Genomic DNA, 26,053 nt, shown 5'->3' with positions numbered 1-26,053 from the left:
TTTCGATTGCGTTCAGGCCACGCAGGCCTTGGGGGACCAGTCCCCCAAACCCCCTGACATATTTCGAAAGAGAAGAAGCCCCCGTGCCGGGAGAAGCACGGGGGGCGGGGCGCATGGGCGCGCGACGAGGAGATCAGTGTCGCGTATGCATCAGGGGAGAGATGCGCTGGCCATGGGCCCGTCCTTGGTGGGAGCCATCATTTCCCACACGTACTTGTCGACCGCCGCCGCCGAGAGGACGCCGTAGCCCGGCGGAACGAGGGTGCCGCTGACGCCGTCCACGGGATCGCGGAAGGTGGTGCGGAAATCGAGGCCCCACGAGTTGCGGAAGATGAAGTAGCCGCCGCCCGGAGCATCCGTCACGGGGACGTAGCCGGTGAGGCAGACCGCGTGGCCGGAGGCGACGACCAGCGCCGCGTCGTAGACCTTGTCGGTACCCGGATAGGGGACGTAGCCCGTGCGCGTCGTGGCCGGTGCCGTCCAGTTCATGCGCGCGTCGGGCAGGAAGTAGACGGGCAGGCCGACGGCCACGGCGGAGCCGGACTTGAGCAGCAGGTAGGCGGCATCGCTGGCCGACACGCTGCCGGAGCCGCCCGGTTTGGGATAGGCCTGGCCCGGATCGATCATGCCGGTTTCGACGGTCATCTTGTGGTAGTAGAAATGCGCCTGCTTGCGCCGCGCCGCCGACCGGCGGTGCGATTCAGAAGGGCGCGCGCCGTCGATGTCGAAGAGTGGCGTGGCCTGCTGGTAGGGGCGTTGCGCCTCGGTCAGGGTGCCGATTTCGCGTTGCACCATGAGGGCCTGCGCCAGCAGCGTGGCCCCCAGTTCGTAATCCGGCAGGACCGAGCGCACCCAGTCGAGATATTCCTGGCTGAGGCCGCCGCGCATGCGGTTGTAGAGGAAATCCTCGGACAGGGTTTCGGGCGTGGTGTCGCCCTTTTCCCTGGCGCGGAACAGCTCCAGCGCGGCGGTGGCGCAGAAGGCGACGCAGGTGTTGCGGTAGCGCTGGTCGCGGATCGGCCAGGCGCCCTTGGGCAGGACCGAAAGCGTCTTGTCGCGGGCCACGGTGGCGGTGGGGGCCGGTGCGGAGCCGGTCTGGAAGTCGAGGTTGGAATAGGTGCCGATGGCCTCTTGCGAAGGAGCGGCGCATCCGAAAAGTCCGGTCATTGGTCTGGCCCTCCCTTACTTCTGCTGTTCCGGCAGCGCGCCGAAGCTGGCGAGCGCGGCCTGCAGTTCGGCGGCCATGCCGTGGCGGGCGGTGATGCCGTTGGCATCGCCGAGGTGCATGCGCGCGATGTCGGGAGGCGCGGGCCATTCGGTGCCGGCGTCCTGGATCAGTTTCCACAGGAGCGGCGTCTTGGTCTTGTCGATCCAGTCGTCGAGCAGCCATGCGGCGATCTTCTCCCCGGCGAGGCTGTCGGCGGGGTAGTGCAGGCCGCCGATTTCGCGGTTCTCGGCGATGCGGGCGGCGAGCGCGTTGATCTGGGCACCGTAGCAGGTGACCACGTTGGCGGGCATCGCCTTGATCAGCAGGCCCGCGATCAGGTGCGATTGCAGCGAGTGGTTAGACGGGAACGAGGCGTGGCGCGGCGTCGGGATCGACGTCATCAGCGACGGCAGGAGCGTCGCGGGGCGCGCCACGGCGAACAGGTCCTTGAAGACCATGCCGACCATTTGGCCGATCGTGTAGCCCGCCACGATCAGGCCCGCCGTCTTGGGCTTGGTTTCCGGCGACATCGCCAGCAGCGTCGCCCAGTAGGCAAAGCTGTTATCGGCCTGGATCGTGATCTCGGCGTTGCGAGCAGCGCGCTGTTCGTTACGCGCGCGGACGAGGTTGCGCAGCTGGGGTAGCAGCCCTTCGGTCGTCAGCAGTTCCGAGCAGTCGAGGTCGAGGCTGCCTTTCTTGAACCGCGTGTCGGTCTTGACGTCGGGGTTGGCGAACCAGCCGGTGGCCGCGAATTCCGCCAGCAGGATCTGCGCGCGCAGTTCGGCGGGCAGCGTGTCCCGTTCGAAGCGGTGGCCATAAGGCACGTTCGGCCCAACCGTTTCGATCCAGTCCTCGATTTCGAGCACACCGGCGACGGGCAGGGCGGCGACGCCGAGGCTGGTCACGGTGGACATGCCGCCGTTCATCCCGCCGTTCATGCCGCCATTCATCCCCCCGTTCATTCCCCCGTTCATGCCGCCATTCATGCCGCCGTTCATCCCGCCGTTCATGCCACCATTCATGCCGCCGTTCATGCCGCCGTTGCCAAAGCCAATCATCGCCTGGTCCTTCCCCTTGATAAAATTACGTTTTGTGCACACTAAAATACCGCGCGTGACTATGCGCGGGCACCGTCAGGTTACTGTGAAGTTAACGTTTTGCAGGGTGCCTCCCCGTCAATCGGGCAGGCCGGCCTTGGCGAGCAACTTGCCGAAGGCCGCGCGTTTTTCGGAGCTGTTGAAGGCCTGACCCGAGATGAAATCGCGGATCCTGAAGTCCGGCGTGATCTCGTGGTGCAGATCGCGCAGGGGGGCGATTTCGTCGATCCGGTCAAGCCGTGCTAGTGCGCCCATGGTGGCGCGCAGGTTCGAGGTGTAGCGCGGGTTGCGTTCCATCGAGGCGAGGCCGTACTGCGCCGCCTCCTCGTACCGGCCGGCGGTGAAATGCGCGATAGAGGCGAAGTGTTCGAAGCGGAACATCATGGGGTCTTCGGGCGACAGGGCGATGGCTTTTTCGGCGTTGCGGATGGCGGTGTCGTGGTCGTCGGTGAAGGCAAGGACAGGGGTTGACCAGATCAGCGTCTCGGCATCGTTCGGCAGGGCATCGACGGCCTGTTCCACGGTTGCCTTGGCGCGGGGATAGGCGCGTTCGTATATGCCCACGTTGTGGCCCATCATCGCCATGGCGCGGGCATCGCGGGGGTTGAGGCGCAGCGCCTCGCCCAGGGCGGCCTTGATCGCGGCGGTGTCGGTCGCCGGGTCGGAAGACCAGTTCTGGCCGATCTGGATTGAGTGCACCTCGGCCAGCGCGACATGGGCGGGGGCAAAGCCGGGATGGGTGGCGGCGCAATCGCCCAGAAGGGTTCGCGCTTCGCCAAGGCTGTCGCGGTTGAGCGCATAGGTGAGGTGCCGGGCGCGCAAGAGCATCTGGTAGGCGTTGAGGTCGGAGGCGCGGAAGCTTTCGACCGCCTGGAATTCGGCGGCGTGGATATGGGGCACAAGCGCGCTGACCACCTTGCCCGCGATTTCGGCCTGCACGCCGAACAGTTCGGCATCGGAGGTGTCGAAGGTCTGGCCCCAGATCGCCAGCCCGCTTTCGCTGCCCACAAGCTGGGTGGTGACGCGGCACCGGCCCGAGCGCGCATCGCGGCGCAGGGTGGAGCGCAGGGCGTAGGTGACGCCGTGCTGGTCACGCAGGTGGTGGACCGGGTCGGGCGCGTCGGCAAGGTGGCGTGAGGTGGCGTTCGACAGGGTCGGCAATTCGCGGCAGGCGGCGAGGGAGCAGACGATGTCCTCGACGAACATCTCGCCCAGTTGCCGGGTTTCGATGTCGTTGCCGAAGGTCGCCATCGGCAGGACGCCCAGCACGGGCTGGCCATAGCTGCCAAGCACGCGGGCGGGGGGACGGGCGGCATCGGTCGTCGCGCGCTGGCTTTGCTTGATCGCGACGGCAAGGTCCTGCGTGTCGTCCGAGGGTTCCATCCCCAGCTCTTCGTCCATCAGGGCATAGAGCCGGGCATAGACGTTCAGCGCCTGCGCCACGTCGCCGTCATCGGCCAGTGCCTGCATCGCGACACGGGCGGCGCGTTCGTTGAGCGGGTTGAGCCGCAGGGCGGCTTCGGCGAGGCCCCGGCGCTGGTCGGTCGTGGCGTCGGGATCGTCGAACCCGCGCATCAGGGTGGACACCAGCCGGTTCACGATCACGTCGCGCGTTTCCGCAAGCCAGTCGGCGAAACTCTCGCCAAGGTCCTCGTAGCCGTAGAGAAACTGGGGGCCGAGGTTGGCCGGAATCAGGCGCAGGCCTGCCACGTCGGCGCGTTCGGCGGCCCGCATCAGCCGCCAGAGATCGCAGGTCACGCCATCGGCGCGCAGGGCGACCGCCTGCCGCGTGACGTCGAGCGCATCGGTGAAGGTGGCGCTGACGGCGCGCAATTCCGACAGGGTCTGGCGCAGGGAGGCGCGGGCGCGGGCATCGTCCACTTCTGACCAGATGGTCGAGGCGATCAGTTCGCGGGGAACGGGCTGGCCTTCGGCCACGGCCAGCATCGCCAGCACGGCGAGGGAGCGCCGCGCGGTCACGCTGCCATCCGGTGCGGGTGCCGTAGCACTTGCCGCACCGATCAGGCTGAGGCCGGGTAGTTCCGCCATCACGGGGTAAAGAGATCTCTTGCCCAGGGTTGTGGCGGCTACTGTTGCAAAGACGCAACCCTGCCGCAATCCCGGCTTTGCATCGCCGGCGGCAAATCTGCGCGATCTGTGTCGCGTGTGCCGCAAGCCACTGGAGGCTTGCGGCTTTTCCGCGCGTCAGGCGTCTTGCGCGATCCGTGCAAGCGCCTCGTAACTGTCGATCAGGGTGCCCGCGTTCGTGCGGATACCATCGCGCGGGTGCCAGCGGCCGTTCACCGACCCCGGTACGTGCCAGAAGCTGCCCGGCGTGTGCATGGCAAGGCCCAGCAGCGTTTCGGCCACGATCCGGCTGCCAAGCGGGCCGAAGGTATGGCCGGCTTGTGTTTCCATGGCTTCCTCGTGCAGGCCCGCCTGCAATCCCGCGCCGTCGGACGGCGCGGCGAAGGGCAGGCGCACGCCGATCTGCCGCAGGTGGCCGTGACATTCGGCCATGCCGGGCAGGGCGATGCCGGGCAGGTGGGGCGGCGTGGCCGTCACGCGGTGGGTGCGGCGCGCGTCAAAGCTGCCGTCCATGTTGAACTGTGGTCCCGTATCGTCGCTCCAGCGGACGCGCCCGTGGGGCGCGGGTTCGGCAAAGCGCAGATCGCCGGTCACGTCGTAGAGCGAGGTCACCGAGGGGCCGCCGCTGCGGGCGGGTTCTGGCCGGGTATCGGTGCCGAAGGCGGCGCAGAATTCCAGCGGGACCGGCAGCCGCCCGAGGAACCCGTCCGCGTTCAGCCGCGCGAGGAACGCGCGGTAGACGGGGGCACCGTCGGCAAGCGTGTCCGCCAGCACGTCCGCCTCGCACAATTGCGGCAACAGGTCGTTGACGATCAGCCACTGATGCGTCCAGCGCACCTGCTGGCGGGCGAAGTCGAACCGCGCATCGGCCCCGCCCGGAGGAGCGGCCTCAAGCGCGAGCGCGTGCAGGCGGGCAAAGGCTTGTGCCACGGCGCAGGGCCGTGGGGCGTCGTCGCGGAACCGCACACCGCCCGAGGCATCGCGGGCGAACCGGTCGTACAGCATGTCGAGGTCGAGCGCGCCGGTGCGTAGGTTCACGGGCAGGCTGCCATCGGTGTCGAGCGCCATGCAGCTGATGTCGGATGCGACGAACCGCGTGATCATGTCGAAGATGCCGGGGCGCGCCAGCGCCGCGTCGGCCTCCGCGTACATGCGCGCCGTGGGCACCGGATCGGGCCGCACGGGCAGGGCGGTGATGTCGCAATAGGTGGCGTAGCAGCCGCGCGCGACGAAGGCGTCGCGCGGACGCGCCTGAACGTGCGGCGGCAGATGATCTTTGGAGCCGAGTGCCATCGGTAATCTCCTTTCCCGGTTGTAGACACTGCGGGCGGTTGAGAGGGCCGGGCAGCATCGACGTCAGGATGCCCGATCTACCGTCAAGCCATCATCAACCCGCGTCTGACGCTGGCGCCCGCAAGGCCGCTCGACCCGCGCCAAACGCGGCTTGGCTTGGCGCCGGAGGAGGTTTAGGCAGGAGGCATGACCCGTGTTCTTGTCCCTTCCGGCGCGCTTGGCCTTGGCTATGACCGGGAAGCGCTTGACCGCGGCATCGCGGCGCGGCCCGACATCATCGCGATCGACGGCGGATCGACCGACAGCGGGCCGCATTACCTCGGCACAGGCACGTCGAAATACTCTCGCGCCTCGACCCGGATCGAGTGGGCGGGCCTGATGGAGGCGCGCGCGCGGGCGGGCTGCCCGCTGGTCATCGGAACGGCGGGCACCTGCGGGGCGGACAGCGCGGTGGACTGGCTGGTCGACATCACGCGCGAGATCGCCGCCGAACGCGGCGAGGCGGTGAAGGTCGCCGTGCTGAAATCGGGGCAGATTGCGGGCGACGTCGCCGCCGCGTGGCAGGCGGGCCGGGTCACCCCGCTCGAGGTCGCGCCCGAGGTCGATGCGACAACCTTCGCCGGATGCACCAACATCGTCGCCCTGGCGGGCGCCGAACAGGTGCAGGCGGCGCTGGCGACCGGCGCGGATATCGTGATCGCGGGGCGCACGACGGACACGGCTATCATTTCGGCCCTGCCGTTGCAGAACGGCGATCACGCTGGTGGCGCGTGGCATGGGGCGAAGATCGGCGAATGTGGGGCCTTGTGCGCCACCAATCCGCAATCGGGCGTGATCCTGATCGAGTTCGACGCGGACGGGTTCACGGTGCATCCGATGGCGGACGGCGCCCGCGCGACACCGCATACCGTGTCGGCGCACATGCTGTACGAAAACTCCGACCCGTTCATCCTGTATGAACCGGGCGGGCATCTGGATGTGACGGGTGCCGGGTACACGGCGCTGGACGACACGCGGGTGCGGGTCGAGGGATCGGTCTGGCATCCATCCGACCGCTACACCGTGAAGCTGGAAGGCGCGCGTCAGGCGGGGTTCCAGGTGGTGTCGCTGGTGACGGTGCGCGATGCGCATTACGTCGCCAATATCGACAGGTGGGTCGCCGACATCGCCGCCAAGTGCCGCGCCAAGGCAGAGGCGCGGCTGGGCACCGATGATTTCGGGATCGAATTGCGGGTGATCGGTCGTGACGCGACGCTGGGTGCGCTGGAGCATGCGGCAGGTACGGCGCACGAGGTCGGCGTTCTGGCCATCGTGACCGCGCCGGACGCGGCGCTGGCGGGCGAGATCGCCAAGATGCTCAACCCCTACCTGCTGCACTATCCATTGACGGCGGAGGAGGAGGTGCCGACCTTTGCCTTTCCCTTCTCCCCGCCCGAGATGTCGCGCGGCATGGTGTACGAGTTCTGCCTGAACCACGTGATGACGCTCGACCATCCGATGGATGCCTTCCGGCTGGACGTGGTGGAGGTCGGCTGATGGCGCGGCTGGGGGACGTGGCGGTCAAGGTTCGGTCCAAGAATGCCGGGCCGTTCTGGGTGACCATCGACATCTTCTGCGGCTCTGCCAAGGCGTTCGACCGGGTGCGCGCGGCGATCACGGCAGAGCGCGCGGCAGAGGTGTTGCAGACGCCCACGCAGACGCTGAAGCGGTTCGAAATCCCCGACCTGAAAGTGGTCAAGCTGTCGATTCCGCGTCCGGCGGTGCAGGGCACCGTGGCGGACCGGGACATGCACGGCGCGGCGCTGGGCGCCCTGATGGCCGAGGTCGAGATCTGAGCAGTCAGACCGCGTCGAAATCGAGCGTGACGGCGTCCGCCGAGGGCCGGAACTGGCAGGCGAGCACGTAGTCGCGTTCCAGCTCCCAATCTTCCAGCGAAAAATTCTGTACCATCGCGCCGGTGCCGCGCGTCAGCTTGCAGCGGCAGGTCGCGCACATGCCGTTGGCGCAGGACCACGGCAGGTCGAGCCCGGCGCGGTGTGCCGCGTCCAGCAGCGGCTCACCCGGATCCATGCGAAAGCTGCGCGTTGCGCCGTCGATCACCACGTCCACCCGCGCGCCAGTTGCCTCGGGCACGGTGGCGCGGGCGCTGGAAGTCGGCAGCGGGGTGGAGGGCGTGAACAGTTCGAACCGGATGCGATCCTCGGGCGTGCCAAGGGCCTTCAGCGCCGCCGCCGCGCTTTCGATCATGGGCTGGGGGCCGCAGATGAAGACCGCATCATAGGCGGTGGGGTCGATCAGGCCGCGGGTGGCCAGCGTGTTCAGTTTTTCCGCGTCGAGCCGCCCGTTGAACAGTTCCACGTCCTGGGCTTCCTCGTCCATCACGTGGGTCAGGAGGAACCGCGTCATGTAGCGGTCTTTCAGGTCATCAAGCGTACGGCGGAACATGACCTGATCGGTCGTGCGGTTGGCATAGGCAAGCGTGATGGTGCTGTCCGGTTCCTCTTCGAGCACGGATTGCGCGATGGACAGGATCGGGGTGACGCCCGACCCGGCGGCCAGCAGCAGGTAATTGTGCTTCCCGCCCAAGGGCGCGCCGAACCGGCCTTGCGGGGTCATCACATCGAGCGTGTCGCCGGCCTTGAGCGTCAGGGCGTGGGTGGAAAAGGCGCCGCCCTCGATCCGCTTCACCCCGACCGAGATGTCGCGCGCCGAGAGGGGCGAGCAGATGGAATAGGAGCGGCGCACCTCTGCCCCGTCAATCGTCGCGCGCAGGGTCAGGTATTGTCCGGGCGTGAAGCGGTAGGCCTCGCGCAGATCGTCGAGGATGGCGAAGGTCAGGCGCACGGCGTCCTGCGTTTCTGGCGTGACGGAGGTGAGCGTGAGGCTGTGGAAACGCGGTGCGGCCATGGGTCAGAGACACTTGAAATAATCGAAGGGTTCGGCGCAGGCGGTGCAGCGGTATTGCGCCTGACAGGCAGTCGCCCCGAATTCGGAGACGCGGGTGGTGGCCGATGATCCGCAGCGCGGGCAGGCGACGGTCGGTTCGGAGAAGAGCGCGGCCTTGCCCGATGCCTTGACGGGTGGCGCGATGCCGTAGGCGCGCAGTTTCTCGCGCCCATCCTCGGTGATCCAGTCGGTCGTCCATGCGGGCGACAGCACGCGCTCGATGCGTGCGTCGAACCCGGCCTCGCGCAACGCGGCCTCGACCGCGAGTTCGATGGCAAGCACGGCGGGGCAGCCGGAATAGGTGGGGGTGAGGCGCGCGGTGGCGGTGTCCCCCTCGACAGAGACGGACCGCAGGATGCCCAGTTCCGCGACCGTCAGCGCGGGTACTTCGGGGTCGAGCACGGATGCCGCGGCAGACCATGCCCGCGCCTCGGTGAGATCGGTCACCATGTCAGCCCCGGATAGGCGCGCTGCATGTAATGCAATTCGGCCAGCAGGTATCCCATCCCCTCGGTATGCACGCCCTGCCGCCCGCCGGTATGGGCAAAGCCGAGGTCGGGCATGGGCAGCAGCGCCTGGTCGAGGATCGGGGTCATGTCGGCGATCCAGCCCGATTGCAGCGCGGGCGGGTCCGGCCAGATTCCGTCGGCACTCAGCGCATCGGTCACGGTGTCGGCTTCGAACAGCTCACCGATATAGGGCGCGAGGTAGGTCGCCGCGTCGCGCATCCGGCGGGTGCTTTCGTCGGTCCCGTCGCCCATGCGGATGACCCATTCGGCGCTGTGACGGATGTGATAGGCCGTCTCTTTCCGCGCCTTGGCGGCGATGGCGGCGAGGGTCGGGTCGGAAGACGTGACAGCCGCCTCCCAGAACCGACCCATGAACACCGCGAACACGCATTGGCGGTACATGGTGCGGGCGAAATCGCCGTTCTCGGTCTCGCAGATCAGCGCGTTCACGTAGCCGCGTTCGTGCCGGCCATAGGCGAGCGCGTCCTCGTCGCGGCCCGCGCCTTCGACCTCGCCGGCATAGGTGTAGAGCGCGCGCGCCTGCCCGATCAGGTCGAGCGCAATGTTGGGCAGGGCGAGGTCTTCTTCGAGCATCGGCGCATGGCCGCACCATTCCGACAGGCGGTGGCCGAGGATCAGGTGATCGTCGGCCAGACGCAGCAGCGCGGTGAAGAGCGGCGTCGCCATCACATGTGCCCCACGTCGTCGGGGATGTCGTAGAAGGTGGGGTGGCGATAGACCTTGTCATCCGCCGGATCGAACGTTTCGGCGGCATCCGCCGGGTCGGACGCGGTGATCTGCGCCGATGGCACGACCCAGATCGAGGTGCCTTCGCCCCGGCGGGTATAGACGTCGCGCGCGGCCTGCACGGCCATCTCGGCGTCAGCCGCATGCAGCGACCCGCAATGGCGGTGCGCCAGCCCGTTGCGGGGCCGGATGAAGACTTCCCAAAGGGGGATTTCAGGGGATTTGTCAGCCACGTCCACGATCCTCGTCCAGACCCGGTCCGGGCACCGGTGACAGCGATTGACCAAAGGCGATCCTTTGGCCGTCGGGGTCGATCATGTCGAAATCGATGCAGCCGTAATGATCGGGCCGGTGCATGTCGGTGGGGTCCAGCCCGTGTTCCACGAACTCGGCGCGCAGGGCTTCGGCATCGTCGACATAGATGTAGGCGGCCCACCACTGGTTGCAGGCGACCTCTCCATCCTGCGCGCGATCAAGGCCAAGCGTCACATCGCCTCGCTGGACGATAGAGAACCCCGGCGGGTCTCCCCATGCGCCATGGCTGGCAAAGCCCAGCCGTCCGTAGAACGCGACCGAGGCGGCGACATCCGTCACTTGCAGCACCGGCATGGCGCGCAGGGCGGTCATGTCGTACCTCGGGGCGTCACGACCGGGATCATTCCGCCGCCATCTGCGTCTTGCGCTTTTCGACGTGGGCCATTGCGGCCTCGCGCACCCATGCGCCGTCCTCCCACGCCTTCCGGCGGGCGGCGATCCTGTCGACGTTCATGCGGCCCTGTCCCTTGACCACGCGCCAGAACTCGTCCCAGTCGATCTCGCCAAAGTCATAGCCGCCCTTGTCATCGTTCCATTTCAGGTCCGGGTCGGGGAAGGTGAGGCCCAGTTTTTCGCCCTGCGGTACGGTGGCGTCGACGAATTTCTGGCGCAGTGCGTCGTTGGTGAAGCGCTTGATCTTCCAGCGCGTCGACTGGTCAGAATGCTGGCTATCACCGTCGGACGGGCCGAACATCATCAGCGACGGCCACCACCAGCGGTTCAGCGCGTCCTGCGCCATCTCCTTCTGCTCGTCCGAGCCGCGCGAGAGCGTCAGCATGATCTCGTATCCCTGCCGCTGGTGGAAACTTTCCTCCTTGCAGACGCGGATCATCGCGCGGGCATAGGGCCCGTAGGAACAGCGGCAAAGCGGCACCTGGTTCATGATCGCCGCGCCATCGACCAGCCACCCGATCGCGCCGATATCGGCCCAGGTGAGCGTCGGGTAGTTGAAGATCGAGGAATACTTGGCTTTGCCCGACAGCAGCTCTTCGGTCATCTGGTCGCGGCTGATGCCGAGCGTTTCGGCGGCGGAATAGAGGTAGAGCCCATGCCCGCCTTCGTCCTGCACCTTGGCCAGCAGCGCGGCCTTGCGGCGCAGGGTCGGTGCGCGGGTGATCCAGTTGCCTTCGGGCAGCATGCCGACGATTTCGGAATGGGCATGCTGGCCGATCTGGCGGATCAGCGTCTTGCGGTAGGCGGCGGGCATCGGGTCCTTCGGCTCGATCTTTTCGTCGGCGTCGATGCGGGCCTGGAAGGCGGCGAGGAATTCGGGCGTTTCTTCGGTGTCCTGCGACGAGCCGATCAATCCTTGAGCGTACATGGGCGGGCCTCCTGTTATGGAGTATATATTACGAAGTGCACGCAAGCAACGTGTGTTGGTAATGTTTCATCCGCGCGTCGGGCGCAGACGGGCCGCCTGACCTCTCAGGTGAACCGGTCGGGGGCCCCGCCCAGCCGATGATACACGGCCGCAATAGCGTCATGGGCAGCGGGCAGGGGCCAGATGTCGGCGGCAAGGGGCGCGTGGATCGGGGGGTAGCGCAGGACCAGACGCCGCCAGAAGTGCAGCGCGAGGATGCGCAGGGCGGCGGCTTCCTCGGGATCGGCAGGGGGCTGCCAGCCTTCGCGGCCCAGCACTTCGACCAGCAGGGCGGCCATGGCGGTATTGATGCGGGGCGCGTGATGCGTCGTGGTCCATGCCGGCCGCTCGCCATCAGGCAGGTCCAGCCAGACCACGTCGCGCCCGGCAAGGCGTTCAGCATCGCTGGCCCACGGACTTCCAGACGGCCAAACCAGCAGCGCGTCGCCGAGGCCGAAGGGGTGCGTGGGTGCGAGGCGGTCGATCAGGGTGGAGCGGTCAGGCGCCGGGGGCAGGAGGGCAGCGCGCCAGCTGCCGACCTTTTTCGGGGCTGCGTAGACGAGGGGTGCGGCGGCGCGGTAGTCGGCAAGCGCGGACACGGAGAAGCGGTAGGCAGAGGTGCGGCCGGTCCGTTCGCCCTCGACCAGCCCGTCCTTCACCAGCCGCGACATGGCGGTGCGCACGGCCTGCTCTTCCACCCCGATCCGGCTGCACAGCGCGAGGCAGGTCTGCATTTCGACCAGCCCGCCGAGGTCGCCGAGGATGGTGACGAGGATCGACCAGACGCGCGGGCGTCCTTCGGAGGCGAGGAAGGCGGAAAGGCGGTCAAGGTCGGTCATAGGCGACCATGGTGTGCAGTTCGTAGGTGGCGACGGGCTCGTCTGACTGGTTGGTCAGGGCGACGTGCCAGCGGACCTCGCCATAGCTGTCGGTGCGGCGCGTCTTGCGCTTGACGGTCAGCGCGGCGGCAAGGCTGTCACCGGGGGAGACGGGCTTCTGGAAGGCGAGGCCTGTCAACCCAGTATTGGCCAGCACCGGTCCCGGATCGGGATCGACGAACAAGCCCGCCGCGAAGCTGAGCAGCAGGTAGCCATGCGCCACGCGGCCCGGAAAGAACGGGTTCGCCTTGGCGGCCTCTTCATCCATGTGGGCATAGAAGGTGTCGCCGGTGAAATGCGCGAAATGCTCGATATCGTCGAGCGTTATGGTGCGGGAGGCCGTGTGCAGCGTGTCGCCGATGGCAAGCTCGTGGAAGGTGCGGGTGAAGGGGTGCGCGGGCGGTTCGGGTTGCGCAGAACCCGGCACGAATTGCGCGGTGATCGCGGTCAGCATGTCGGGGGAGCCCTGCACGGCGGTGCGTTGCATGTAATGCATCACGCCACGGATGCCGCCCATCTCTTCGCCACCCCCCGCACGGCCCGGCCCGCCATGCACCATGTGCGGCAGGGGCGAGCCGTGGCCCGTGCTTTCCGCCATCGAGGTGCGGTCGTTCAGGTAGACCCGCCCGTGATGGCGCGCTGCGTCGAGCGTGAACGTGCGCGCCGTGGCCGGGTCGTGGGTGACGAGAGAGGTGACAAGCGCACCGCCTGCCCGAGCGGTGAGCCGCGCGGCATGGGCGATGTCGGTGTAGGGCATCAGCGTCGCGACGGGGCCGAAGGCTTCGGTCCTGTGAATTTCCGCCGCCCCATCGGGGTCGTCACAGCGCAGGAGCACGGGTGACAGGTAGGCGCCGTTGGCATCCGTCCCGGCGGACGTGGCGTCGGGGTCGCCGTGGATCAGCGTGGCTTCGGACATGAGCGTTGCGGTTTTGCTGCGCACGTCGTCGCGCTGGCCGAGGCTTGCCAGCGCGCCCATGTCGGGGCCTTGGCGGGGGTCGCCGATGGTGAGCGCCGAAAGACGCGCGGACAGGTCCGCGCCCAGCCGGTCGATCTGTGCATCGGGGACGAGGATGCGACGGATCGCGGTGCATTTCTGGCCCGCCTTCGCCGTCATCTCGGTCACGACCTCGCGCAGGAACAGGTCCCATTCCGGCGTGTCGGGCGTGGCGTCGGGGCCGAGGACGGAGGCGTTGAGGCTGTCCTGTTCGGCGATGAACCGCACCGCCTCTGCCGCGATATTGGGGGCTTGCCGCAGGTGCAGGGCGGTGTCGGCGGAGCCGGTGAAGCTGATGACGTCCTGCCCGCCCAACTGGCCCAGCAGGTCACCGGTGCCGCCCATCACAAGCTGCACCGCGCCGTCGGGCAGGATGCCGCTGTCGATCATCAGGCGGACCGCGGCCTGGGCGAGGTAGGCGGTGGAGGAGGCCGGTTTCAAGATGGCGGGCATCCCTGCCAACAGGCAGGGGCCAAGCTTTTCCAGCATCCCCCAGACCGGGAAGTTGAACGCGTTGATATGGACGGCCACACCGTCTAGCGGTGTGCAGATGTGCTGGCCGACGAAAGTGCCGTTTCGCGACAGCTGCTCGACCGCGCCGTCGACATAGACGTCGCCGTCCGGCATCTCCCGCCGTCCCTTCGACGCGAAGACCAGCAGCGTGCCGATGCCGCCGTCGATGTCGATCTTACTGTCGGCAAGCGTCGCGCCGGTGAGGTAGGACAGCTGGTAAAGCGCTTCGCGGTGGTCGCGCAGGTGCAGCGCGAGCGCCTTGATCCTGCGCGCGCGGTCGTGGAACCCCATCGCCCGGAGCGCCGGAGCGCCGCGTCGGCGGGCATGGTCGCGCATCGCCGCGAAGTCGAGCGCGCCCGATCCGATTTGTCCCAAAGCCGCGCCATCGAGGGCTGAGGCGACGGGCCGCAGGTCACCCGACGGGGCGACCCAAGCGCCGCAGGCATAGCTGGAAAAGTCGATCCCTGTCATGGCGCGCCCCCCGCGTTTCGATGCGCGGGGCAAAGCATTGACCGGGCAGACATTACATGCAAGCGTCGGTACGCCGGATTTTGAAAGGTTTCCCGTGAGCGACGCACCCGACCTGACGCCTGAGGCCCGTGCGCAGCGCGCGGCGCGGGCGATGTGGGAGGGTGACGCGGCCTCGAAAGGGCTGGGGATCGAGATGGGGACGGTCGCGCCGGGGATGGCGGAGACACGGCTGAAAGTCGAGGCGCGGCATCTGAACGGGCATGGCATCTGCCATGGCGGCTTCATCTTTACGCTGGCCGACACGGCCTTTGCGCTGGCCTGCAACAGTTACAACCTCGTCACGGTGGCGCAGCAGGGACGGGTCGATTTCATCGCGCCGGGCCAGCCGGGGGACACGCTGACCGCGCGCGCGGTGGAGCGGCACCGCGCCGGGCGCTCGGGCATCTACGACGTGACGGTGACGCGGGACGACGGCACCGTGATCGCCGAGTTCCGGGGCCTGTCGCGCACCATCCGGGGCACGCTGTTCCGCGAAGAGGAGACGGACGCATGAAGGACCTCACGCCGCGCCGGGAGGATTTGGACCCGATCGAGATTGCCAGCCGGGACGAGATCGCGGCGCTGCAACTGGATCGCATGCGCTGGTCGCTGCGCCACGCCCATGACAACGTGCCCCATTACCGCGCGGCGTTCGAGACGGCGGGGGTGCATCCCGACGACCTGCGCTCGCTCGACGACCTGGCGAAGTTTCCCTTCACGACCAAGCAGGACCTGCGCGCCAACTACCCGTTCGGGATGTTCGCCGTGCCGCGTGAGCAGGTGGCGCGCATTCACGCCTCGTCCGGTACGACGGGGCAACCGACGGTCGTGGGCTACACCCGCGCCGATCTGGAGATGTGGGACGAGGTGGTCGCGCGCTCCCTGCGGGCCAGCGGATTGCGGGCGGGGGATGTCCTGCACAACGCCTATGGCTATGGCCTCTTTACCGGTGGGCTTGGCATCCATGGTGGGGCCGAACGGCTGGGGCTGACGGTGGTGCCGGTGTCCGGCGGGATGACCGAGCGGCAGGTGCGCCTGATCGAGGATTTCGGCGCGGGCGGCATCACGGTCACGCCGTCCTACTGCCTGTCGATCCTTGACGAATACCGCGCGCAGGGGCGCGATCCGGCGAAATCGCCGCTCAAGGTCGGCATCTTCGGCGCCGAGCCGTGGACCAACGCCATGCGGTCCGAGATCGAGGAGGCGTTCGACATGCACGCGGTCGACATCTACGGCCTGAGCGAGGTGATCGGGCCGGGCGTATCGAACGAATGTGTGGAGACGAAGGATGGCCTGCACATCTGGGAGGATCACTTCTATCCCGAGGTGATCGACCCGGCGACGGGCGAGGTGCTGCCGGATGGTGAGCTGGGCGAGCTGGTCTTTACCTCGCTCACCAAGGAAGCCTTTCCCATCGTGCGCTACCGCACGCGCGACCTGACGCGCCTAATGCCGGGTACGGCGCGGTCGATGCGGCGGATGGAGAAGGTGACCGGCCGTTCGGACGACATGATGATCCTGCGCGGCGTCAACGTCTTCCCGACCCAGATCGAAGAGCAGATCCTGAAGCTTGACGCGCTGGCGGCGCATTTCCAGATCGAATTGCGGCGCGAGGGGCGGATGGACGAGATGGTCGTGCACGTCGAAACCCTTGAAGGGGTCGATGCCACCGGGGCGGAGGCGCAACTGGCCGGCCTTATCAAGGAGGCGGTGGGCCTCAGCGTCGCGGTGAAGGCCGGTGCGCCGGGATCGGTCGCGCGGTCGCAGGGCAAGGCCGTGCGGGTGGTCGACCGGCGCGGTGACGGCTGATCAGGCCCCGTTGATCGGGCAGATGCCGTTGGTGTCGAGGTAGACGGAATAAAGCGAACTGGTGCCGCAGATGAACAGCCGGTTCAGGCGCGCACCACCGAAGCAGACATTAGCGACCACTTCGGGGATCAGCACCTTGCCGAGCAGCGTGCCGTCGGGGTCATAGCAATGCACGCCGTCCTCGGCCGACGTCCAGATGCGTCCGCTGCGGTCCACGCGGAAGCCGTCGAACAGACCCGCGGTGCAGGTGGCGAAGACCTCTCCACCGCCGAGCGTGCCATCTGCCGAAACCGTATGGCGGCGGATGTGACGCGGGCCGTCGGGGTCGTGCGAGCCTCCGGTATCGGCGATGTAAAGCACGCTTTCGTCGGGCGAAAAGGCCAGCCCGTTGGGTTTGACGTAGTCATCGGCGGCGATCGCGATCGTCCCGTCAGGCGCGACGCGGTAGACGTGGCAGGCGCCGATCTCGCTTTCGGCGCGGGCACCTTCGTAATCCATCATGATGCCGTAGGGCGGATCGGTGAACCACACCGCGCCGTCCGAGGACACGACCACGTCGTTGGGCGAATTGAGGCGCTTGCCTTGCGAGTTATCGGCGATCACCGTGATCGACCCGTCATGTTCGGTGCGGGTGACGCGCCGGGCGAGGTGTTCGCAAGTCACCAGCCTCCCCTGCCGGTCAACGGTGTTGCCGTTGGAATTGTTGGCGGGCTGGCGAAAGGTGGAGACCGAGCCATCCGCCTCGTCCCAGCGCAACATGCGGTTGTTGGGGATGTCTGACCAGACGAGGTAGCGCCCGGCGGCGAACCATGCCGGCCCCTCGGCCCAGCGTGCGCCGGTCCACAGCCGTTCGACCCGCGCGTTGCCAAGCAGGCAGGCGGCGAACCTTGGGTCCAGCGTTTCGAACCCCGTGCCCTCGATCACTCCGAACATGGCAGCCTCCTGTCCCTTTGCGCCCAGCTTACAGCGAGGCGGTGATCCCGCCATCGACATAAAGCGTGTGACCGTTGACGAAACTGGACGCGTCCGAGGCGAGGAAGACCGCCGCGCCCGCCAGTTCGTGCACCTCTCCCCAGCGCCCGGCGGGCGTGCGCTTGGCGAGCCAGTCGGAAAAGTCCGAGTCGGCCACCAGAGCCGCGTTCAGCGGCGTGTCGAAATAGCCGGGCGCGATGGCATTGCATTGCAGCCCGTGCCGCGCCCAGTCGGTCGCCATGCCCTTCACGAGGTTCGCCACCGCGCCCTTGGTCGCGGTGTAGGGCGCGATCCCCGGCCGGGCGAGGGCCGACTGGACCGACGCGATGGCGATGATCTTGCCCGCCTTGCGCGCGATCATGTGCCGCGCGGCGGCCTGCGCGGTGTGGAATACGCTGGCGATGTTGGTCTGCAACAAAGCCTCGAACGCGTCGGGCGGGAAGTCTTCGAGTGGACCGCGATGCTGCATCCCGGCATTGGCGATGACGATGTCGAGCGGGCCGAGGTCACCCTCGATCCCGTCGATGGCGGCGCGCACGGCGTCATGGTCGGTCACGTCGAAGGCTCGTGTGGCGACGTCTGCGCCTACCTCCTGCAGGCTCTCGGCTGCTTCGTTGAGCTTGTCCTGCGACCGACCGTTCAGCACCACCGATGCGCCCGCCTCGGCCAATCCCTTGGCAAGCGCGAACCCGATCCCTTGCGATGAACCCGTCACAAGGGCACGGCGGCCCGTCAGATCAAAGAGGTGCGACATGGTGCAAGCCTCGGCATCGGTGCGCGGCTGTCAAGCGGCTTGGGCCTGCGCCTCTTTCACCTGTGCGTCCCGCACCAGCGCGGCAAAGCGGTAGGCGCCGTGCGCCATCTTGGTGTAGGGCGTCAGCACGAACAGTGCGAAGACCGCGCCGAGATGCAGCGCAAGCGCTGGGCCCATGCCGCCGGTGTCGCGCAGGGCATAAAGCGCGAGGCCGCTCAACCCGACGAACCCCAGAAGCGCGACAAAGGCGGTGTCGGCCCGCGCGCTGGGCTGGTCGGACAGGTGACCATCGGCCCGTGACTTGAGCCACAGCATCCATCCGCAGCCGAGGGTCAGGAGGATGCCGCCGGGGATGCCGAACGCCTTGGGGATCGACCAGAGCGGGTAGGGGGCGGGCGCATCGGCAAGGTAGTGCAGGATCGTGCCAGATGTCGTCGAGGCAAAGCACAGAAGGAAACCCCAGAGGATGAGCTGATGCGCATACCGGCGGGATTGGCTGAACCGCTCGCCCTGTTCGAAATTGCACCCCTCGCCGTGCCCGCCCGACAGGTCGGCCATGCGCGCGGTCCGCTTCGACGCTGCCGCAACGTGCCGCCAGCGCACCGGCGTGCCACCTACGTCCCGCCAGTACCGGCGGACGCCAAGGGCGAGCGCCGCAAAAGGTAAGAGGAAAGCGGGTGCGAAGATCGCGACCATGACCGAATGCGGCATCCACGCATAGAACCCCGCACCGTCGCCCGCGCGCATCAGCGCGACGATCAGCGCAAAGCCCAGAACCAGCACCGCCGTCACGGCCCATGCGCGGGTGTGGAAGACCCGCCCAAGCACGGCGGGCACGGCATACTCTTCCCAGCTTTCGCGGCGCACGGTGGCAAGCGCGGCGGGCAGGTTCAGGTCGAATTCGTGGGGCGCGGTGTACTGGCAGGCGTAATAGCAGCCCCGGCAATTGTGGCACAGGTTGGCAATCTGGGTGATGTCGGCATCGGCGAAGGCGCGCAGCCGCGTGATCGCGGGAAAGGCCGAGCAATAGCCTTCACAATACCGGCAGGCATTGCAGATTTCGAGCTGCCGGCGGGCTTCGGTGACGGCGTCAGTTGACATGGGCGGCGGCCTCCCGTCCCGCGATGTGACCAAAGACCGACCCGATCGTCATGCCGAACCCGGCGAGGTAGCCTTGTCCGAGGATCGAGCCTGCCATGATCTCCCCGGCGGCCCAGAGGTTCTGCATCCGCCCCGCTTCGCCCGACACGCGGGCGGTGTCGTCGACCTTGAGCCCGAGATAGGTGAAGGTCACGCCGGGGCGGAGTTGGTAGCCGTAGAAGGGCGGTTCGATCAGCGGGCGCGCCCAGTTGGTTTTCGGCGGTTCGATGCCTCTGGTGGCGAGGCCGTCAAGTTCGGTGGGGGTGAAATCACCTTCGCCGCAGGCGGCGTTGAAGGCGTCGACCGTCTGGGCAACGGCGTCGGGTGGCAGGCCCAGCTTGGCGGCAAGTTCGGGGATCGTGTCGGCCACGACCGGCGGGAAGACCGACGGCATGAAGAGGTCACGCGCGCGGGCGTCGATCAGGGCATAGGCCACCTGATCGGGTTGCGCGGCGACCAACCGGCCCCAGATCGCGTAGCGTTTGGGCCAGACGTCTTCGCCTTCGTCATAGAACCGCGCGCCGTCGCGGTTCACCACGACCGAGAACGGCACGCAATCGAGCCGCGTGACGATGCCACCATCGAATTGCGGCGCGCGTCCGTCGATGGCGACCGCGTGGCACTGCGTCGGATCACCAACCGAGGACAGGCCCTGGTCCAGCAGGTCCTTCAGCACCACGCCGCGATTGTAGGGCGTGCCGCGGATCAGGAAGTTGCGCGCGGCCGGCCCCCATGCGCGCGCCAGCCAGTCGAGATCGGCCTGGAACCCGCCCGACGCGACGACGACCGCGCGGGGGGTGAACACCTGCTCGGCCCCGTCGATGTCCGCGATGACCCGTGCGACGCGGTCCCCGTCGACCTCCACATGGCGCACGGGCGCGTCGTAGTGCACGGTGATCCCGAGGTCCTCGGCGCGGGCGTAAAGCGCGTTGACCAGCGCCTTGCCGCCGCCAAGGAAGAAGGCGTTGGTGCGCGACAGGGACAGGGTGCCTGACAGCGACGGCTGGAACCGCACGCCATGCGCCTCCATCCAGCGGTAGGCATCGGGGCTGGACCGGATGGCGAGGCGGGCGAGGTCGGGGTCGGTGTCGCCCTTGGTGACGCGCAAAAGGTCGTCGAAATATTCCTCGTCGCCGTAATCGCCCGTCAGCACGCCAAGCGGCCCGGCATGCATGCAGCGGAAGTTTCGGGTGTGGCGGCTGTTGCCCCCGCGATAGTCGCGCGGCGCGGCTTCGAGCACGGTGACGGATGCGCCGGTTTCGCGTGCGGTCAGCGCGGCGGTCAGTGCGGCATTGCCGCCGCCGATGACGAGGATATCGGGTGCGAGTCGGGTCACGCCGCTCTTGTATCCGTTTGGATACAATTTGCAACGCCCCGCGGCGTCAGGTCGCCACTTCGGGGTTGATGACGTGGATCGGATGGCCCGCGGCGAAGGCGTTCACCTGTTCGAAGATGTCGGTGAATTGCAGGTCGAACTCGTCCTCGGTCACGTATCCGATATGCGGGGTCGGCAGGACGTTGGGGTGGGTGAGCAAGGGGTGCGAGGTGTCGGTGAGTGGTTCGGTATCGAACACGTCGACCGCCGCGTGGATGCGCCCGCGCTGGATTTCGGCCTCCAGCGCGCCGGGGGCGATCAGCCCGGAGCGCGAGGTGTTCACCAGCAGGCTGCGCGGCGCCATCGCGGCAAGGTCCCCGGCCGTGACGATCCCGCGCGTGGCCGGTTTCAGCCGGACATGCAGCGACACGATGTCGGAGGTGGCGAAGAACGCTTCCCGGCTGGCGGCGACCGTCTCTCCGGTGGCCTCCGCGCGGGCGCGGCCCTCGTCCGAGGCCCACCATTGCACCTTCAACCCCAGCGCGCGGGCATATTCGGCCACCGCTCCCGCGATGCGGCCATAGCCGTACAGCCCCAGCGTCCTCCCGCGCAACGTGCGCCCGACGCCCGCCTGCCAGCGCCCCGCGCGGATCGAGGCGACCTGTTCCGGAATCTGGCGGTAGCTGGCGAGGATGAGCGCGAGCGTGTGTTCCGCGGCGGCGTAGGAGGGCGTGCCGGAATGCATGTTGGAACACAGCATGACACCGCTCTGCGTACAGGCGGGCACGTCCACATGCGGGTAGACGCTGCGTTGAGAGATCAGGCGCAGGTTCGGCAGGCGTTGCAGCAGGTCGGCGGTGATCGCCGTCCGCTCGCGGAACAGCACCAGCGCCTCGGCCTCCTGCACCCTGTCGGCAAGGCGGGCGGGATCGGGTTCGTGATCGGTCCAGACGGTGACGTCGTGATCCGCCAGCAGGGCAAAGCAGGGCAGGGAGCGCAGGGTGTCGAACCAGTCGTCTAGGATATGGACCTTCACCGGCTTTCCACCCCGGCAAAGGGTTCGGGCGTGCGGGGCGTCGCGACGAAGCGCGGCGCGTCGAGCGACCGCAGGGCATCGGTGATCGACCCGCGCAGGCCGATCAGGTGGTTATACTGGGCATCGCAGCCCGAAACCGGCGTGGGATAGGCGCGCAATTCGTCCTGGATCAGCGCGCGGGCCGTGGCGAGTTCCGCACGCGCGACGGTGAGGCAATCTTCGTAACTCATGCGTCCCTCCAATTCTGTATACTATTGCATACTAAAAATACACGTCGCGCTCAACCGCTCCAGACATGCCGGGGTACGAAGACCTCGCCTCGGGCGAGGAGGCGCGCGGTTCTGACCAGCCCGGCGGAGTTGACGGTGAAGGGGTCGTCGCGGTTCACGTCCATCACGACGTGCAGCTGCCCCATCGGGTGTTCCAGCGCCATCGCCACCGGGTTCTCGTTGGGGGCGGCCATGATCCCTTCGGCGACCGTGCCGGGGCACAAGAGGCACGCGGCCATGCATTGCGATCCGGTCACGGCGAGGCTCGGGTGGCAGTTCCACGGCATGAAATACCGCACCGCCGCCGCGCCACCGTCGCGCGCGGGCGCGACAAGGCCGAATTTGGGCGTCACCGATTGCGAGACATCGCCCATCCCCATGCGCCGGCCTGCCTCGCGCCGGATCGGCTCCATCCGGTCGTAAAACGCGCGGTTGGCATCCAGTTCCTCGGCGGTCTCGTACCCGGTCAGGCCGAACGCGTCGGCGCGGGCGATGGCCATGGGCATGGCGACGTCCATGCAGGTGACGTCGATCCCGTCGATCGTGTCGACCTTGGCCCCGGTCGGAAACAGAGCGCCCGTCGCACCGCCGGTCACGTCCATGAAGTTGAGCGCGATGGGGGCCGCCGTGCCCGGCACGCCGTCGATCGCGGCGTCACCGTCATAGGACACCGCGCCGCCCGGCGTCTGCACCCGCGCCATCACCCGCGCGCCGGTGTTGACGGCGCGGATGCGCACCTCGGTCTCGTCCCCGGTGGGCGCGATCAGGCCCATCTCAAGCGCCGCGGGCCCGACGCCGACGAGGATGTTGCCGCAGGTGGGTTTGAAATCGACCAGCCGGCTCTCCACGCTGACCTGCGCGAAGAAGTAATCGATGTCGGCCCATTCGTCGTCGGATTTCGACAGCATAGCGACCTTGGTCGTGACCGCCGCGCCGCCGCCGATCCCGTCGATGTTGAGAGGGTGGCCCGACCCGACCATGGCGATCAGCACCTCGGCCAGCGTCTCGCGGTCCTCGGGCAGGTCGGCGCGGTCGAGGTAGGGGCCGCGCGATGTGCCGCCGCGCAGGAAGTGAAAGGGGATGGCCGTCTGGCTCATGTCGGTGTCTCCATCCGCGCGGCGACGGCCGCACCAAATTCGCGGGTTCCCATCGTGCCGCCCAGGTCGGGCGTGCGCGTGGACGGGTCCTTGAGTAGATCGGCGACCGTGCCTTCGATGGCCGTGGCGGCCCCGTCTTCGTTCATATGCCGCAGAAGCATGGCGAGGGACAGGATCAGCGACACCGGGTTGGCGCGGTTCTGACCGGCGATGTCAGGGGCGGATCCGTGCTGCGCCTGTGCCGCCGCGTGGTGCGGGCCGACATTCAGCGACGCGGCAAGCCCCAGCCCGCCCGCGAGTTCCGAGGCGAGGTCGGACAGGATGTCGCCGAACATGTTGGTCGTGACGATCACGTCGAACCGCGATGCATCACGCACGAGGTGCGCGGCGGCAGCATCGACCAGCACTTCGTCATAGGTGACATCCGGATAGCCTTGCGCGACGTCCCGCACGCAGTCGAGGAACAGACCATCGCTCAGCCGCATGACGTTGGCCTTGTGCACCGCTGTCACGTGCTTGTCGGGCCGGTCGGCGGCCAGCCGGAAGGCGGCCTCTGCGATACGGCGGGAGCCGTCGGCGGTGATCTTGCGGGTGGCAAGAGCGACGCCCGGCACGGGCATGACCTCTCCGACGCCCGCATGCATGTTGCGGTCGGCATAGAACCCTTCGAGGTTCTCGCGCACCACGATCAGGTCGACGGGGCCATTGGCGGGGGCTGGCACACCGTCCATCCGACGGGCAGGACGGATGTTGGCGTAAAGCTCCAGCTCGCGCCGCAGCACGCCCGAGGGGTTGAGCCCGCCGTCCTCGCGCGGGGGATAGGCGTTGTGGGAGACCGGGCCCAAGAGCACGCCGTCCGCGGCCTTCGCGGCGGCGATCACGTCATCCGGGATGGTCGAGCCCGAGGTTTCGAGCGCGGCAAACCCGATATCCGCGCGGGTGACGCGGATCGGGGTGCGCAGCCTTGCGGCGTCCAGCACGGCGAGGGTCGCGGCCATGATCTCTGGCCCGATCCCGTCCCCGTCAAGCGCCAGAAGCTGCCGGGTCATCCCAGCGGCCAGGGCAGTTTCACCGCCTCTTGCAACAGTCCTGCCGGGAAGTCCCGGTTCAGAAGCCACGCCATCGCGCACATGAAGGCAAGGCCAGCCGTGGTGTAGAGCGCGGCGAAAACCGGCGACCGGCCCGCGCGCCGCCAGATGAAGAGGAACAGGAACAGCGTCAGCGCGATGATGAACCCGGCAAGCGCCGTCAGGACCAGGAGCCCCGCGAACCAGGCCAGCGTCGACCAGAGCCCGTGCTTGTTGTTCTCGGAATTCCCGGCCTCGCGGTCGGCAAAGAGCGGGTGGGATTCCGGCCGGAGCATCATCTGCACGACAAGGATCAGCGCCCCCACGATGGCGACGCCTGACACGAAACGCGGGAAGACGCGGTCTGCCGCGGCATAGTCGGGGATCAGGGAGGCATTGGTGAAGGCCACCAGCAGGTAGGCCAGGATCGCCAGCAGGAAAATCATCGGCGCGCGTTTCGCGCCCGACTGCACCGCGCCTTCGGCCATGATGGTCTTGGCCTGCCGCAGCCCCACGATCACCGAGATCACGGTGATGACGACCAGCACGATCACGATGGGCGAAAAGACGTAGTCGATCCCTTCCTCGAACCCCTTGCGGAAGCGGGAGCGGGCGATCTGGACCGCCTGGTTGGCGTAGGTTTCCGCCGGGTTCGACAGGACGAAGCCGATCAGGAAGGCCGGGCGCGACCAGTCGAAACGGCGCATCAGGATACCGAGGAGGCCGATGGCGAACAGCGCCACGAGGTCCATGATGTCCTGTCCCGACTGGAACGCCGCGAAGGCGATGATCATGAACAGGAAGGGCGCCAGAAGGGCGAAGGGGATGGTCGTCAGCCGCGCGATGCCGCCCGAGGCCGCGATGCAGATGACGGTGCCCACCACGTTGGCGAGCGCCAGCAGCCAGACGATGGCATAGGTGACGTCGAGGTTGTTCTTGATCATCGAGGGCCCGACCTCGATCTGGCCCGATCCCAGGAGGGCGATGGCGCCGATGAAGATCGCCATGGACCCCGATCCGGGGATGCCGAACAGAAGGGTGGGGACCAGCCCGCCGCCTTCCTTGGCGTTGTTCGAACTTTCCGGGCCGATCACGCCACGGATTTCACCCGACCCGAACTTTGCCTTGTCGGGCGTGGTCTGCACCGTGTGGCCATAGGCGATCCAGTCGACAACCGATCCGCCGAGGCCGGGGATCACTCCGACGATCACGCCGATGATCGAGCATCTGACCGACAGCCACCTGTTGCGGAACCAGTCGCGGACGCCGGTGCTCCACCCGCCGCCAAGCGGCGCGCGGTCGGAAATGGCGCGGTCCTGCCGTAACAGCGCGACGATTTCGGGGATGGCAAAGATGCCGAGGCCCACGATCACCAGCTTCAGCCCGTCGATCAGGTAGGGGATGTCGTAGGTCGCCATCCGAAGCTCGCCCGCGCTGTCGCCTTCGCCGATCGTGCCGATCATCATGCCAAGCCCCGCCGCGACGAGGCCCTTGATGGCGACGCGCCCGGCGAGGATGCCGACCATCGACAGCCCGAAGAGCGTGATCATCAGCAATTCGGGTGTTCGGAACTCCAGCACGATGGGCCGCGCGACGAGGATGAAGAGCGTCAGGAAGGCCGCGCCGACGAGGCCGCCGAAGAGCGACGAGGCAAAGGCGGCGCTGAGCGCGCGGGCCGCCTCGCCCTTCTTGGCGAGCGGGAAGCCGTCCAGCACCGTGGCCTGGCTGGCGGAGGAGCCGGGGATGCCCATGAGGACCGATGCGAAGGTGTCCGACGTTGGCACGACTGCGACCATGCCGATCATCAGCGCGAGCCCGAGGATCGGGTCCATCCCGAACATGAAGGGCAAGAGCAGCGAGAGGCCGGCGATCCCGCCGAGGCCGGGAAAGACGCCGATGCACAGGCCCATCACGACGCCGCCCACGAGGTAGGCGAGCACGATGGGTTGCAGGATCAGGGTTGCCGCATCGCCCAGCGCGGGCCCGGCGACTGCCAGAAGGTCCATGGGTCAATCAGTCCGGGTCCGGGTTCGGGGTGTGCGGACGGGCCATGCCGGCCCGTCCGCTGCCTGTCGATACCCGCGCGGGCCTCCCTCCGGCAAGCTGCCGGACCCGCGCGGGTGTAGGTCGGGTGCTT

General features: G+C 67.7%; 25 protein-coding genes. 4 read left to right on the top strand and 21 right to left on the bottom strand.

Translation table 11 applies throughout. The features are described from left to right. Positions 1–150: 150 nt before the first annotated feature. The 4 genes from ATO11_RS12510 to ATO11_RS12495 all read right to left on the bottom strand — a co-directional run bounded on the left by ATO11_RS12510 (position 151) and on the right by ATO11_RS12495 (position 5,685). Positions 151–1,167 (bottom strand): C1 family peptidase, encoded by a 1,017-nt coding sequence (locus ATO11_RS12510; RefSeq protein WP_050531230.1) that lies wholly within the window; start codon positions 1,165–1,167, stop codon positions 151–153. A 15-nt stretch (positions 1,168–1,182) separates the two neighbouring features. Continuing rightward, on the bottom strand, positions 1,183–2,265 hold the full coding sequence (locus tag ATO11_RS12505) for a phosphatase PAP2 family protein (protein WP_050531229.1): 1,083 nt from the start codon (positions 2,263–2,265) through the stop codon (positions 1,183–1,185). A 117-nt stretch (positions 2,266–2,382) separates the two neighbouring features. Continuing rightward, positions 2,383–4,353 (bottom strand): BTAD domain-containing putative transcriptional regulator, encoded by a 1,971-nt coding sequence (locus ATO11_RS12500; RefSeq protein ID WP_050531228.1) that lies wholly within the window; start codon positions 4,351–4,353, stop codon positions 2,383–2,385. A gap of 156 nt (positions 4,354–4,509) precedes the next feature. After that, positions 4,510–5,685 carry a peroxidase family protein gene (locus ATO11_RS12495; RefSeq protein ID WP_050531227.1) on the bottom strand — a complete coding sequence of 392 codons (1,176 nt, stop codon included), beginning with the start codon at positions 5,683–5,685 and terminating at the stop codon, positions 4,510–4,512. Between the two features lie 186 nt (positions 5,686–5,871). Between ATO11_RS12495 and ATO11_RS12490 the strand changes: the two genes are divergently transcribed. Next, positions 5,872–7,221: an acyclic terpene utilization AtuA family protein gene (locus ATO11_RS12490; RefSeq protein WP_050531226.1), complete on the top strand. Its 1,350-nt coding sequence runs from the start codon at positions 5,872–5,874 to the stop codon at positions 7,219–7,221. Next, the gene (locus tag ATO11_RS12485) at positions 7,221–7,520 is read left to right on the top strand and encodes a DUF4387 family protein (protein ID WP_050531225.1); all 300 of its coding nucleotides are present in this window, start codon (positions 7,221–7,223) and stop codon (positions 7,518–7,520) included. Before ATO11_RS12490 ends, ATO11_RS12485 begins: the two co-directional genes overlap by 1 nt. A gap of 4 nt (positions 7,521–7,524) precedes the next feature. Here the strand turns inward: ATO11_RS12485 and ATO11_RS12480 are convergent, their stop codons facing one another. The 8 genes from ATO11_RS12480 to paaZ form a co-directional block, all read right to left on the bottom strand. Next, entirely contained in the window at positions 7,525–8,592 is a 1,068-nt protein-coding gene (locus ATO11_RS12480) for a 2Fe-2S iron-sulfur cluster-binding protein (protein ID WP_050531224.1), read from the bottom strand. A gap of 3 nt (positions 8,593–8,595) precedes the next feature. Further along, complete coding sequence (paaD, locus tag ATO11_RS12475; RefSeq protein ID WP_050531223.1) at positions 8,596–9,081, bottom strand: 1,2-phenylacetyl-CoA epoxidase subunit PaaD; 486 nt, start codon at positions 9,079–9,081, stop codon at positions 8,596–8,598. Continuing rightward, positions 9,075–9,827 (bottom strand): 1,2-phenylacetyl-CoA epoxidase subunit PaaC, encoded by a 753-nt coding sequence (paaC, locus tag ATO11_RS12470; RefSeq protein ID WP_050531222.1) that lies wholly within the window; start codon positions 9,825–9,827, stop codon positions 9,075–9,077. Before paaC ends, paaD begins: the two co-directional genes overlap by 7 nt. After that, a complete protein-coding gene (paaB, locus tag ATO11_RS12465) occupies positions 9,827–10,120 on the bottom strand; it encodes a 1,2-phenylacetyl-CoA epoxidase subunit PaaB (RefSeq protein ID WP_050531404.1) in 294 nt (97 codons plus the stop codon). Before paaB ends, paaC begins: the two co-directional genes overlap by 1 nt. After that, positions 10,113–10,514, bottom strand: coding sequence for a VOC family protein (locus ATO11_RS12460; protein WP_050531221.1), 402 nt, complete (start codon positions 10,512–10,514; stop codon positions 10,113–10,115). The genes paaB and ATO11_RS12460 overlap by 8 nt, the downstream gene beginning before the upstream one ends. 28 nt (positions 10,515–10,542) lie before the next feature. Beyond that, on the bottom strand, positions 10,543–11,523 hold the full coding sequence (paaA, locus tag ATO11_RS12455) for a 1,2-phenylacetyl-CoA epoxidase subunit PaaA (RefSeq protein WP_050531220.1): 981 nt from the start codon (positions 11,521–11,523) through the stop codon (positions 10,543–10,545). A 104-nt stretch (positions 11,524–11,627) separates the two neighbouring features. Beyond that, positions 11,628–12,401, bottom strand: a complete 774-nt coding sequence (locus tag ATO11_RS12450) for a PaaX family transcriptional regulator C-terminal domain-containing protein (protein ID WP_050531219.1) — start codon at positions 12,399–12,401, stop codon at positions 11,628–11,630. Further along, entirely contained in the window at positions 12,388–14,418 is a 2,031-nt protein-coding gene (gene paaZ / locus ATO11_RS12445) for a phenylacetic acid degradation bifunctional protein PaaZ (protein ID WP_050531218.1), read from the bottom strand. Before paaZ ends, ATO11_RS12450 begins: the two co-directional genes overlap by 14 nt. Before the next feature lie 112 nt (positions 14,419–14,530). Between paaZ and paaI the strand changes: the two genes are divergently transcribed. Next, on the top strand, positions 14,531–14,971 hold the full coding sequence (gene paaI, locus ATO11_RS12440) for a hydroxyphenylacetyl-CoA thioesterase PaaI (protein WP_050531403.1): 441 nt from the start codon (positions 14,531–14,533) through the stop codon (positions 14,969–14,971). Further along, a complete protein-coding gene (gene paaK / locus ATO11_RS12435; RefSeq protein WP_050531217.1) occupies positions 14,968–16,266 on the top strand; it encodes a phenylacetate--CoA ligase PaaK in 1,299 nt (432 codons plus the stop codon). Before paaI ends, paaK begins: the two co-directional genes overlap by 4 nt. Here paaK and ATO11_RS12430 read toward each other — a convergent pair whose 3' ends face one another. Genes ATO11_RS12430 through ATO11_RS12390 form a run of 9 tightly spaced genes read right to left on the bottom strand, consistent with a single transcriptional unit; the run spans position 16,267 to position 25,922 of the window. Further along, positions 16,267–17,199 (bottom strand): SMP-30/gluconolactonase/LRE family protein, encoded by a 933-nt coding sequence (locus tag ATO11_RS12430; protein ID WP_050531216.1) that lies wholly within the window; start codon positions 17,197–17,199, stop codon positions 16,267–16,269. It lies immediately after the preceding gene. A 28-nt stretch (positions 17,200–17,227) separates the two neighbouring features. Continuing rightward, complete coding sequence (locus ATO11_RS12425) at positions 17,228–17,992, bottom strand: SDR family oxidoreductase (protein ID WP_050531215.1); 765 nt, start codon at positions 17,990–17,992, stop codon at positions 17,228–17,230. 30 nt (positions 17,993–18,022) lie between these two features. Beyond that, positions 18,023–19,093, bottom strand: a complete 1,071-nt coding sequence (tcuB, locus tag ATO11_RS12420) for a tricarballylate utilization 4Fe-4S protein TcuB (RefSeq protein WP_050531214.1) — start codon at positions 19,091–19,093, stop codon at positions 18,023–18,025. Further along, entirely contained in the window at positions 19,083–20,468 is a 1,386-nt protein-coding gene (gene tcuA, locus ATO11_RS12415; protein WP_050531213.1) for an FAD-dependent tricarballylate dehydrogenase TcuA, read from the bottom strand. The genes tcuB and tcuA overlap by 11 nt, the downstream gene beginning before the upstream one ends. A 46-nt stretch (positions 20,469–20,514) precedes the next feature. Beyond that, positions 20,515–21,483 carry a D-2-hydroxyacid dehydrogenase family protein gene (locus ATO11_RS12410; RefSeq protein ID WP_050531212.1) on the bottom strand — a complete coding sequence of 323 codons (969 nt, stop codon included), beginning with the start codon at positions 21,481–21,483 and terminating at the stop codon, positions 20,515–20,517. Beyond that, positions 21,480–21,713: a hypothetical protein gene (locus tag ATO11_RS12405; protein WP_050531211.1), complete on the bottom strand. Its 234-nt coding sequence runs from the start codon at positions 21,711–21,713 to the stop codon at positions 21,480–21,482. The genes ATO11_RS12410 and ATO11_RS12405 overlap by 4 nt, the downstream gene beginning before the upstream one ends. A gap of 50 nt (positions 21,714–21,763) precedes the next feature. Next, positions 21,764–22,849, bottom strand: coding sequence for a 4-oxalomesaconate tautomerase (locus ATO11_RS12400; RefSeq protein ID WP_050531210.1), 1,086 nt, complete (start codon positions 22,847–22,849; stop codon positions 21,764–21,766). Further along, positions 22,846–23,898 (bottom strand): isocitrate/isopropylmalate dehydrogenase family protein, encoded by a 1,053-nt coding sequence (locus ATO11_RS12395; protein ID WP_050531209.1) that lies wholly within the window; start codon positions 23,896–23,898, stop codon positions 22,846–22,848. The genes ATO11_RS12400 and ATO11_RS12395 overlap by 4 nt, the downstream gene beginning before the upstream one ends. After that, entirely contained in the window at positions 23,895–25,922 is a 2,028-nt protein-coding gene (locus ATO11_RS12390) for a tripartite tricarboxylate transporter permease (RefSeq protein ID WP_050531208.1), read from the bottom strand. The genes ATO11_RS12395 and ATO11_RS12390 overlap by 4 nt, the downstream gene beginning before the upstream one ends. Between the last annotated feature and the right edge of the window lie 131 nt (positions 25,923–26,053).

The organism is Pseudaestuariivita atlantica (assembly GCF_001205715.1).
Lineage (GTDB): Bacteria > Pseudomonadota > Alphaproteobacteria > Rhodobacterales > Rhodobacteraceae > Pseudaestuariivita > Pseudaestuariivita atlantica.
This window is presented reverse-complemented; position numbering and strand designations above follow the sequence as displayed.

Excerpts from the sequence above, each read along its gene's own strand:
- ATO11_RS12510 (WP_050531230.1), bottom strand. The coding sequence starts at position 1,167 with ATGACCGGACTTTTCGGATGCGCCGCTCCTTCGCAAGAGGCCATCGGC.
- ATO11_RS12505 (WP_050531229.1), bottom strand. The coding sequence starts at position 2,265 with ATGATTGGCTTTGGCAACGGCGGCATGAACGGCGGCATGAATGGTGGC.
- ATO11_RS12500 (WP_050531228.1), bottom strand. The coding sequence starts at position 4,353 with ATGGCGGAACTACCCGGCCTCAGCCTGATCGGTGCGGCAAGTGCTACG.
- ATO11_RS12495 (WP_050531227.1), bottom strand. The coding sequence starts at position 5,685 with ATGGCACTCGGCTCCAAAGATCATCTGCCGCCGCACGTTCAGGCGCGT.
- ATO11_RS12490 (WP_050531226.1), top strand. The coding sequence starts at position 5,872 with ATGACCCGTGTTCTTGTCCCTTCCGGCGCGCTTGGCCTTGGCTATGAC.
- ATO11_RS12485 (WP_050531225.1), top strand. The coding sequence starts at position 7,221 with ATGGCGCGGCTGGGGGACGTGGCGGTCAAGGTTCGGTCCAAGAATGCC.
- ATO11_RS12480 (WP_050531224.1), bottom strand. The coding sequence starts at position 8,592 with ATGGCCGCACCGCGTTTCCACAGCCTCACGCTCACCTCCGTCACGCCA.
- paaD (WP_050531223.1), bottom strand. The coding sequence starts at position 9,081 with ATGGTGACCGATCTCACCGAGGCGCGGGCATGGTCTGCCGCGGCATCC.
- paaC (WP_050531222.1), bottom strand. The coding sequence starts at position 9,827 with ATGGCGACGCCGCTCTTCACCGCGCTGCTGCGTCTGGCCGACGATCAC.
- ATO11_RS12460 (WP_050531221.1), bottom strand. The coding sequence starts at position 10,514 with ATGACCGCCCTGCGCGCCATGCCGGTGCTGCAAGTGACGGATGTCGCC.
- paaA (WP_050531220.1), bottom strand. The coding sequence starts at position 11,523 with ATGTACGCTCAAGGATTGATCGGCTCGTCGCAGGACACCGAAGAAACG.
- ATO11_RS12450 (WP_050531219.1), bottom strand. The coding sequence starts at position 12,401 with ATGACCGACCTTGACCGCCTTTCCGCCTTCCTCGCCTCCGAAGGACGC.
- paaZ (WP_050531218.1), bottom strand. The coding sequence starts at position 14,418 with ATGACAGGGATCGACTTTTCCAGCTATGCCTGCGGCGCTTGGGTCGCC.
- paaK (WP_050531217.1), top strand. The coding sequence starts at position 14,968 with ATGAAGGACCTCACGCCGCGCCGGGAGGATTTGGACCCGATCGAGATT.
- ATO11_RS12430 (WP_050531216.1), bottom strand. The coding sequence starts at position 17,199 with ATGTTCGGAGTGATCGAGGGCACGGGGTTCGAAACGCTGGACCCAAGG.
- ATO11_RS12425 (WP_050531215.1), bottom strand. The coding sequence starts at position 17,992 with ATGTCGCACCTCTTTGATCTGACGGGCCGCCGTGCCCTTGTGACGGGT.
- tcuB (WP_050531214.1), bottom strand. The coding sequence starts at position 19,093 with ATGTCAACTGACGCCGTCACCGAAGCCCGCCGGCAGCTCGAAATCTGC.
- ATO11_RS12405 (WP_050531211.1), bottom strand. The coding sequence starts at position 21,713 with ATGAGTTACGAAGATTGCCTCACCGTCGCGCGTGCGGAACTCGCCACG.
- ATO11_RS12400 (WP_050531210.1), bottom strand. The coding sequence starts at position 22,849 with ATGAGCCAGACGGCCATCCCCTTTCACTTCCTGCGCGGCGGCACATCG.
- ATO11_RS12395 (WP_050531209.1), bottom strand. The coding sequence starts at position 23,898 with ATGACCCGGCAGCTTCTGGCGCTTGACGGGGACGGGATCGGGCCAGAG.
- ATO11_RS12390 (WP_050531208.1), bottom strand. The coding sequence starts at position 25,922 with ATGGACCTTCTGGCAGTCGCCGGGCCCGCGCTGGGCGATGCGGCAACC.